6 protein-coding genes are annotated in these 9,791 nt (G+C 62.5%); 2 read left to right on the forward strand and 4 right to left on the reverse strand.

The features are described 5' to 3' along the window. The 4 genes from Q7T06_RS02445 to Q7T06_RS02460 form a co-directional block, all read right to left on the reverse strand. Nucleotides 1–4,121 (reverse strand): CHASE domain-containing protein (locus tag Q7T06_RS02445; protein WP_304779582.1); only part of this gene is annotated, 4,121 nt, incomplete at its 3' end. 104 nt (nucleotides 4,122–4,225) lie between these two features. Beyond that, nucleotides 4,226–5,077, reverse strand: a complete 852-nt coding sequence (locus tag Q7T06_RS02450; protein WP_304779585.1) for a PA4780 family RIO1-like protein kinase — start codon at nucleotides 5,075–5,077, stop codon at nucleotides 4,226–4,228. Nucleotides 5,078–5,165: 88 nt separating this feature from the next. After that, on the reverse strand, nucleotides 5,166–6,770 hold the full coding sequence (locus Q7T06_RS02455; protein ID WP_304779588.1) for a chitinase: 1,605 nt from the start codon (nucleotides 6,768–6,770) through the stop codon (nucleotides 5,166–5,168). Between the two features lie 136 nt (nucleotides 6,771–6,906). Next, entirely contained in the window at nucleotides 6,907–7,833 is a 927-nt protein-coding gene (locus tag Q7T06_RS02460) for a LysR family transcriptional regulator (protein WP_304779591.1), read from the reverse strand. Between the two features lie 110 nt (nucleotides 7,834–7,943). On the opposite strand from Q7T06_RS02460, the gene Q7T06_RS02465 reads away from it, so the two are divergent. After that, a complete protein-coding gene (locus Q7T06_RS02465; RefSeq protein ID WP_304779594.1) occupies nucleotides 7,944–9,089 on the forward strand; it encodes an MFS transporter in 1,146 nt (381 codons plus the stop codon). A gap of 106 nt (nucleotides 9,090–9,195) precedes the next feature. Then, the gene (gene ahpC, locus Q7T06_RS02470) at nucleotides 9,196–9,759 is read left to right on the forward strand and encodes an alkyl hydroperoxide reductase subunit C (protein WP_304779596.1); all 564 of its coding nucleotides are present in this window, start codon (nucleotides 9,196–9,198) and stop codon (nucleotides 9,757–9,759) included. Nucleotides 9,760–9,791: the final 32 nt, after the last annotated feature.

The following is a 9,791-nucleotide window of genomic DNA, read 5'->3' on the forward strand; positions in this document are numbered from 1 at the left end:
GAACCGCGCAATGCGTGCAAGGCGCGTTCGGCCTCTGCGCCGCGCCCTTCGCGCCAGGCCGCCGGCATATCATCGAGCGGCGAGGTGGCGCGCCCGACGAAGCCGGCGATCAATTTCGTCATGGCTTGCCGCATGCCATCCTTGTCGGAGGCTTTGTCGAGCAAGAAATCCAGGTCGAACACGCCGTCCGCGCCGGTCACGGGCGGCGGCAGCGGCTTGCCCGGGCCATGCCCCAGCACGCGCCGGATTTCCGCCAGCATGTCGGACAGGTCGAGCGGCTTGGCGATAAAACCGTTCATTCCCATTGCCAGGCAGCGTTCGCGTTCGTGTTCCATCACGCCGGCAGTCATGGCGATGACGGGGATAATCAGGCCGAGCTGATCGCGGATATGCGCGATCGTCTCGAAACCGTCCATGACGGGCATCTGTATATCCAACAGGACCAGGTCGTAGGCGTCCGGATTGGCGCCAAGCATGGACAAGGCCGCCCTGCCGTCGCCCGCGATGTCGACGCTGGCGCCGCTGGCGATGAGCAGGCGGCGCGCCACCTCCTGGTTCATGAAATTGTCCTCCACAAGCAGCACCCGGCAGTGCAATAGCGTCCCGGCGGCGGCAGGCAGGGACGGGGCGGAACGCTTGCCGCGCAAGAGCAGGCTGCGCAGGCAACGACGCAAGGGGCCGGCCGTGATGGGTTTGTCGAGCACATCGTCGGCGCCCAGTGCGGCAGGATCGAACGCCACGCTGGACCGTTCGAACGAACTGACCATCAGTACGATCGGCGCGGCCCTGGCTGCGCGCATTCGGGCGATGAAGGCGGCAGGATTTGCGCCGCACAAGGATAGATTGAGCATTACCACCCCGCCCGGCTCGCACTGCAAGGCCGGCGGCGACGAAGCGCTGCGGCGCGCGCGGCACCCCAGGCCGGCCAGGGTTTCCACAAGCACGAGCCCACTGGCCGGATCGGCGTCGGCCACCAGGACCGGCAAGTCCCGCAGCACGTCCTCAGGCGTGGGTGCGGCATGCGCCGGGTCATACGCCAGGGTGAGATCGATGCTGAAGGTGCTGCCCACGCCATCTTTGCTGCGCACGGAAATCGTGCCATTCATCAGTTCCACCAGGCGGCGCGAAATGGTCAAGCCCAGTCCGGTGCCGCCGAAACGCCGGGTGGTCGATGAATCGGCTTGCGTGAAGGGAGAGAACAGCTTGTCGAGCTGCTCGGGCGTCATGCCGATGCCGCTGTCCTCGACTTCGATGCGCAGCCGCACCGACTCTTCCAGCAGCGCCAGGCAATCGATGCGCACCGCGACGTGGCCATGGCGGGTGAACTTGATGGCATTGCCGGCCAAATTGACCAGGACTTGCTGCAGCCGCAAGGCGTCACCGAGCAACGTGGCTGGCACGGCCGGATCGAGCGCGATGGTCAAGGTCAGCGCATGCTCGCGCGCATCCAGGCTCATCATCGTCGCCAGCGAGGCCACCAGGTCTTCGAGGCAAAAAGGCATGCGCGCCAAGTCCATCTTGCCCGCCTCGATCTTGGAAAAATCAAGGATGTCGTTCAGGATCGCCAGCAGGGACGCGCCCGAACGGCGAATGACATCGAGATCCTTGCGCTGTTCCTCGTTAAGCGCGCTGCGCGAGAGCAGTTGCGCCATGCCGAGCACGGCGTTGAGCGGAGTGCGCAGTTCATGGCTCATATTGGCCACGAATTCGCTCTTGGCGCGGCTGCCCGCATCAGCCTGGGTCATGGCCCAAAGCAGATTCTGCTCGGCCTGCTTTTGCTCGGTGATGTCGCGTGCGATGCCAAGGAAACCGGTCACCGCATCGCTGGCATCGAGAATGGCGGTGACGCTCAGCTGCACCGCCAGGCGCGAGCCATCCTTGCGCACATAGGTCCATTCGCGCGTTTCCGCCTGGCGCAGGACGGCCTTGGCCACGAACACCTCGAAACCGAGTACCGGCCTGCCCAGTTCGGCCGACAGCTCGGCACTCCTGCATGCGATTTCAGCCGGGTCATGCAATATGGTCGGGCACGCAATGCCGACCAGCTCCGCGGCCTGGTAGCCCAGCATGCGCTCGGCGCCGACGCTAAACACGGTGATCGTTCCCTTCAGATCGGTGGCGATGATGGAAAATTCAATGGCGGAATCGACCAGCACGGCGAAGCGCAGCTCCGACTCGCGCAGCGCTCCCGTCATGCTCGACGCCAGCGCCAGGGCATCTTCGCGCGTCACGCTCATGGCCCGCATCATGCTAAACAGCAACAAGGAAATGAGCGTACCGGCGAACAGCACGATCAAGCCCTTGGCGCTGTCAATGTCCGATTCGAAGGCAGGCAGCGAACTGACCCGTACCAGCCAGTGGATATCGCCGACCGCCATCCTGGCCGTATTGGCAAAGGCAGGCTGATGGGCTGGCCGGCGCTGCAAGCCGGGGCTGGCATACATGCGGGCATCGGCGGAGGCAATGTTGCCGTCAAATATCTCCAGTGCCACCGAGCGGTTGGCGCGGGACAGGATATCGGCCATCAGGTCATCCATCCGGAAAGCGCTGTAGACGTAATATTCCAGCGCCGCGGCCCGCTCCCGCCCGGATGCCTGTGGTGCGCCGCGGCGGTAGACCGGGATAAACATCAGGAACCCTGCCTGGCTGTGCGCGTCCTGCTCCTGAACCAGGCGCACTTTGGCCGACACCGCCAGTTGGCCCGATTCCATGGCGCGCAGCAGGGCCGCTCGCCGCAGCGGTTCGGACATCAGGTCGTAGCCGAAGGCGCGCATATTGCTGGCGCTGAAAGGTTCGGGATAAATGATGGCGGCGTAGTCGGACCGCTCGCCTTCTGGCCACACGGAAAACCCGGGATAGCCTTCGCCCTGGATTGCCCGTTCCAGGGCTGCCTTGTCGTGCGTATACCGCGCCACGCCCAGCACCTGGAAGCCTGGATACTTGCGCTCGACCTCGATATAGGTGACGAAAGCATGCCAATCCTCCCGGCTTGCCTTGCCGCTCGTGGAAATGAGCGCCCGCCCCGATTCGAGAATCTGGGTATAGGCCTCGATGCGTTCGGCAACCCGCCGCCGCAGATCGCTCACTTGGTCGTTGAAGAGCTCGCGCGCGCGCTGTTCGGTATCGCTGGTAACGAATTGCCAGGCGCTAATTGAGAGCAATAGGCCGCCGAACAAGCCGATCCAGTGCGGCCAGGCGCCGTGCATGGAAGACATGTGCAGGCCTCGGCGCGCATATTCGTCGGCATCGGCCGCCAATACCATGCCCACCACGCAGGACAGACCGATGAATACTTCCAGTGCAAATAGCGCATCGGTACGCGAACCGCCGGAGAATGGCCCGTGATTCAGGATGGTGGCCGCCACCGCGACGACACTGATGACCAGCAGCGCCAACGCGGCGCCGCGCTGGCGGTAGCGGTAGGCCGCCCAGCCGACGCATGGCAACAGGATAAACACCAGCGAACGCGACACCGTCGACGCGGGCAGGGAAAATACCGCGCCCAGCACGACAAGCAGGATCAGCATGGGTACCAGGGCGGACAGGACCACGGACAGGGACGGCCGGGCAGCGCCGCGCCAGGAAAGCACCAATGGCGTGACGATCAGCATGCCAGCCAGGTCGCCTACCCACCATGTGGCCGCGATCATGGGAACGGCGGCCGTGGGAATGAGGCCTGACCACACCAGGACGGTGGTGCCGGACGCAGCGCCGAGCGTCGCGCCGAGCGCGCACGCCGCCACAAACACATAGACTTGGACAGGGGCGCGCAAGGCGCGCGGGTCGCCGAGCAGCTTGCGGAGCAGGAACAAGCTGGCCAGTCCTTCCAGCGTATTGCCGCTCGCGATGGCCAGCGATACCGCGAGCGCGTCCACGCCCTGCAGCACACTGTTCTCGAGGAACACCACGGCATTCGCAGCCATGGCGCCGATGATCACCCCGGGCCAGACGCGCCTGCCCAGCAACAAAAGCGCGGCAAGGGCGATTCCCGAGGGAAACCAGACTGGTGAAACATTGGTCGATTCGAAGGCGAGCAGCAATCCCAGGCGAGCAGCAAAAAAATACAGCAGTACTAGGAGGGAACAGGCGAGCAGCAAGCGCGCCTTTGGCGATTCACGCACTGGGGCTTCCTTTGTTCAGGCTGGGCCGTGCCGTGGGGGGCAAAATACGGCAACGCTGCCAGGGACGATAACCAATCCCGCACCGCTTGGCAAGTGCCGATACGTCAGCCGTCGACGGTCATCTGGTAGGTAGTGCGCTCGGCCTCTTCTTCCCGCGCCAGTGCGATTTCACGCAGGACCGCGCCGACATCGGCAGCTTCCTCGGGCGCCGCGACGATGCCTGTCAGCGGTGTATCGGCCGTCAGCAGCCCTGCTTCGTACAGCATCCAGATTTCTTTTCCGTACTGGCTGCCTGCCAGTTCCGGAACAACGGCAGCAAAGAAAGTGGCCAGGTTGCTCACGTCGCGCTCGAGCATGTCGGCCGCCACGCTGCTGCCGGCGGCATCGATTGCCTGCGGCAGGTCGATGATGACCGGGCCTTCGGCATCGACCAGGATGTTGTATTCGGACAGGTCGCCATGGATGACGCCGGCGCACAACATCAGCACCACTTCACGCAACAGGGCCTTGTGAAACGCCAGCGCGCTTTCGCGGGTGAGTTCAACGTCGTTCAGGCGCGGCGCGGCATTGCCGTCGGCGCCGGTGACCAGCTCCATCAGCAGCACGCCTTCAAAGCAGACATAGGGTTTCGGAACGCGCACGCCGGCAGCGGCAAGGCGGTACAGCGCTTCGACTTCGGCGTTCTGCCACACTTCTTCGGCCATCTTGCGGCCGTAGCGGGTGCCTTTTTCCATCGCGCGCGCCTGGCGGCTGTTCTTCACGCGCCGGCCTTCCTGGTAGGCCACGGCCTGGTGAAAGCTGCGCTTGTCCGCTTCCTTGTAGACCTTGGCGCAGCGGATGTCGTCGCCGCAGCGCACCACGTACACGGTCGCTTCCTTGCCGCTCATGAGCTGGCGCATGACTTCGTCGACCAGGCCCTCTTCAACGAGCGGCGCAATTCTTTTTGGGGTTTTCAATAGAGCCTAATGTGCATTTATGCCGACAGTATAGTCGCCAACGAAAAAACCCGGCCAAATGAGCCGGGTTTTCGTTGCATGCGCCGGATTAAGGCAAGGTTCGCAGATGTGCCTTTACCGGCACCGAGAAGTTATAGCCATCTTTCTTGTCCCAGTTGATCGACCAGGTCATCACGCCGCGGAAGTCCGGATAGGCGGTCACGGGCCGGATGGTGCCGCAATTGAGCAGCTTCGTCAGGCAGTTCAGGGCGTTGTTGACATTGGCCGTGGTGGTGAAGCCCGAACCGGCCGAACTGGGTCCGGACGGCACGCCAAAGCCTACCTGGTCCGGTCGCAGGCCCGCGAAGTTGTTGCCGCCGTAGGTAAAGCCTTCGATCAGCATCTTGGCGGTGGCGACCAGCTGGTCGGTAGAACCGGCTTTGAGCGCACCGCTGGCGTACGGCGTGTAGATGTCGCCGTTGTTGTAGTACTGCGGATGCAGGATGGTCAGGTCGTTGCGCAGCGCATTGATGATCGGGATATAGGCGCCCCAGATCGAGCCATAGCTGGTAAAGCCGCCTTCCACATACACCCACTCCGGCGCCATCGACAGGTAGAAGCTGGGGCCGACCTTCGCTTTCAGGTTCTTCACGGCGATTGGCAGGTAGGTCTGGATGGCCGCGCCCTGTGCCACGCCGTTTTCGAGATCAAGGTCGATGCCGTCGAAGCCGAACTTGTTGATGATGGCGTGAAGCGAGTTGGTGAAGTTGGTCGCTTCGGCGGTCGAGCCCACCGATACCGAACCGTTCTGGCCGCCCAGTGACAGGATCACTTTCTTGCCGGCGGCCCGCTTGGCGCTGACGTCGGCGATGAATTGCGCTTCGGTGCCTGCGCCCGGATCCACGGTAAAGCTGACGTTGCCGCCACCCGCGTTGTCGGCAAAGGAAACGACGATGACGTCCCAGTCATTGCTGACCTGGCTGATTGGATACGTGGCGCCGCTTGGGTTGGTGAAGTTGTGCCAGTAGCCGACCAGCGCGTGCTTGGCCAAGCCAGGGGTGGGCGTTGGTGTCGGGGTCGGGGTCGGTGTCGGCGTTGGTGTCGGCGTAGGTGTAGGTGTCGGGGTCGGCGTCGTGCAGGTGCCGCCCGCGCTCCACAGCGTCGGCGAATCTTTCGGATTCCAGTTGGCGCCTACGTGCGCAGTATGCGTAACGAGCGCCTTGTACGACACGCCAAGGTAGCTGACAACCTGGCCAGCGGTGTAGCTTGTTCCTTCAGCCCACAGCGCGCAATTAGTTGGGGTTGGCGTCGGAGTGGGCGTCGGTGTAGGTGTAGGTGTAGGTGTTGGTGTCGGAGTTGGAGTTGGAGTTGGTGTCGGAGTTGGAGTTGGAGTTGGAGTTGGAGTCGGAGTGGGCGTCGGCGTGGTGCCGCAGGTACTCGAGATCGTCCATGGCTTGCCGCTGCCAGCCCCGCCATTGTTGGTTGATGGATTGTCGCCCTGGGTCCAGTATGCGGCGGTGTAATTGACGCCGGCATAGCTGGCCGTTCCGCCGCCGCTATAGGCGAAGGTGCTCACCCACGCCGGAAAGCAAACCGTGGTCGTCGCTGCCACGGCGATTTGCGGCGCCACGGCGCCGGGCGCCCCGCCGCCGCATGCGGCAATCGATCCACCCAGCAGACCGACGATGAGGCTATTAATGATCGTCCTGTTCAATTGTGACTCCCTGTTCAAGAAGTCGGTCGTCCGCGCGGGGCGGATCACATGAACGATCCATCTGGCGGCGAAAAGGTATTTTCAGATAATATTGCAATACCAATATAGCACCAATATCTTGGAAATATGGGATAAATCAGTCCAAATTAATACCAGATGTGACATCAACGCAACTTGGCGAGCAAATTTCAAACACCATGTCACGCAGCCAGCGATGCGCCGGATCGGCATCGAGGCGTGGATGCCAGAGCATGGAGACCGTAAATGCAGGAGCGGGAAAAGGCAGGGAAAAGCTGTGCATGCCGGCGCGGAGCTTGCCGGTTTGCCGCTCGGGGACGCTGGCAATCAGGTCCGATGCGCACGCCACGGCCAGCGCCGCGGTAAAGCCTCCGACCACGGTTGCGATATCCCTCTGCAGGCCGAGCGCTTCCAGCGCGTCGTCAATCGGACCTTTGTCGGTGCCCCGCAGCGATACCCGAATATGCCGACCCTGCGCATAGCGGGCCGGTGTCATGGGTCCTTCGCTGAGTGCGTGGCCCATGCGGACGACGCCGACGAAACGGTCGCGGAAAAGCGCGCGCGTGCGCACCTCGGGGCTGGTGGCCGCGCCAATGACGCCGGTCTCGAGATCAACGGAACCGTCGCGCAGAGACGCGCTCTCGCGATCCTGCCTGGGGACGAAGCAGAGGCGTACGCCAGGTGCTTCAAGCGCCGCACGGGCAATAAGGTCCGGACCGAAGTTTTCGATAAAGCCATCGCGCGTGCGGAGAGTGAAAGTCCGGTCGAGTTTTTTGATATCCAGTTTTTCAGCCGGGCGCAGGACGACTTTGGCGTCCTGCACGAGCTGGCTGACCTGTTCGCGCAATGCCATGGCCCGAGGCGTGGGCACAAGGCCGCGCCCTGCCCTGACCAGCAAAGGGTCGCCAGTCGTTTCGCGCAGGCGCGACAGCGCGCGGCTCATTGCCGAGGGGCTGAGGCCAAGCCGCCTGGCGGCGCGGGCGACGCTGCCCTCCGAGAGCACGGCGTCGAGGGTGATCAGCAAATTAAAGTCGGGATTCGTCATCCACCAATTCTAGCGCGTGACATGGCGCCCCATGCACTAATAAATTGCAAATGGTGCGCCTTCCGCCATGGCAGCAGGGCCGGTACAGTTGGATACAGCAGGAGGAAACCATGAACCCATCGTATCGTTGGGCGCTCGCCAGCGTGTCACTCTCGATGCTGCTGGCGTCGCTAGGAACCAGTATCGCCAATGTAGGGTTGCCAGCGATGGCGACGGCCTTCGACGCCTCGTTCGCCGAGGTGCAGTCGATCGTGCTGGTCTATCTGATGGTGATTACCGTGACAGTTGTCGGCGTCGGCCGTCTCGCCGACCTCACGGGCCGCCGTCGCTTGCTCCTGATCGGCATCGGACTATTTACAGTGGCGTCGGGCCTGTGCGCCATCGCCCCCACACTCCGGATGCTGGTTGCGCTGCGGGCGGTCCAGGGTCTCGGTGCGGCAATCATGATGGCGCTGTCCATGGCCGCGCTCCCGAAAGCAAGAATCGGGAGTGCGATGGGGCTGCTGGGAACAATGTCCGCAGCCGGGACTGCACTTGGTCCAGCCCTGGGCGGCATGCTGATCGCAGAGTTTGGATGGCCTTCCATATTCCTGATCAGCATACCGATAGGGATCGCAGCGCTGCTGCTGGCGTATTGCTTTCTGCCAGCTGACAGCGTGCGCAGCAAGCCGGCATCATCAGCGCCGCCAAAGATACCCCGGGCAGGGTTAGCCATGAACGTCCTGGTTACCGCAGTGGTCATGGCGACGCTGGTCATTGGCCCCTTTTATCTCGCGGGTGAACTTGCGCTCGATGCTGCAGCCATCGGATTGGTGATGTCATGCGGGCCCATCGTATCGGTCCTGACGGGCGTGCCGGCTGGGCGCCTTGTCGACCGCGTGGGCACCCACCAGGTGACGATCGCCGGCCTGATCGGCATGGCGTGCGGCGCAGCGGGCCTGGCCATGACGTCGGCGAGCCTGGGTGTGGCCGGATATATTGCGCCGCTCGTCATCCTGACCGCAGGCTACGCACTGTTCCAGGCGGCTAACAATACCGCGGTCATGAGCGCCGTGGCCGATGAGCAGCGTGGCGCCGCCTCAGGCATTCTGACCTTGTCGCGCAATCTCGGCCTGATCAGCGGCACTTGCGTGATGGGACTGGTATTTACCGTGGGCGGCATGCACCTGGCGTTCGCCTTTGCCGCATTGCTGATCCTGGCCGCGATGGCGATCGCGCAAGGACGCGGTCATAGTTTTTCCAATCGTGTCGATTAATACAACCAATCAGAGCGGGATGCAGATTGTTGTATCATCATACTCAATGAGTTCTTCTCATTCGATAGTTTTTATTAACCGACACATAGCAAACGAGGATACTCCCATGTCTCTTATCAATACTCAGGTTCAGCCTTTCAAAACCACCGCTTTCCACAACGGTAAATTTGTCGAAGTTTCCAACGAATCCCTCAAGGGAAAATGGTCGGTTCTGATTTTTATGCCTGCGGCATTCACCTTCAACTGCCCTACCGAAGTTGAAGATGCAGCAACGAACTACGCCGAGTTCCAGAAGGCCAATGCTGAAGTGTATATCGTCACCACCGATACCCACTTCTCGCACAAAGTCTGGCATGAGACCTCGCCAGCTGTTGGCAAGGCCCAGTTCCCACTGGTTGGCGACCCAACCCACCAGCTGACCCGCGCTTTCGGCGTGCACATTGAAGAAGAAGGCCTGGCACTGCGAGGCACCTTCATCATCAATCCGGAAGGCGTCATCAAGACCCTGGAAGTCCATGACAACGCGATCGCTCGTGACGTTTCGGAAACCCTGCGCAAGCTCAAGGCTGCGCAATTCGTTGCTGCCCACCCTGGTCAAGTCTGCCCAGCCAAGTGGAATGAAGGCGCCAAGACCCTGACGCCATCGCTCGACCTGGTCGGCAAGATCTAACTAGTTTGACGGGGGAAGGCGCGGCGCCTTGC

Origin of the sequence: Herminiimonas sp. (assembly GCF_030645555.1) — a bacterium.
In the GTDB taxonomy this organism is placed as follows: Bacteria; Pseudomonadota; Gammaproteobacteria; order Burkholderiales; family Burkholderiaceae_D; genus Oxalicibacterium.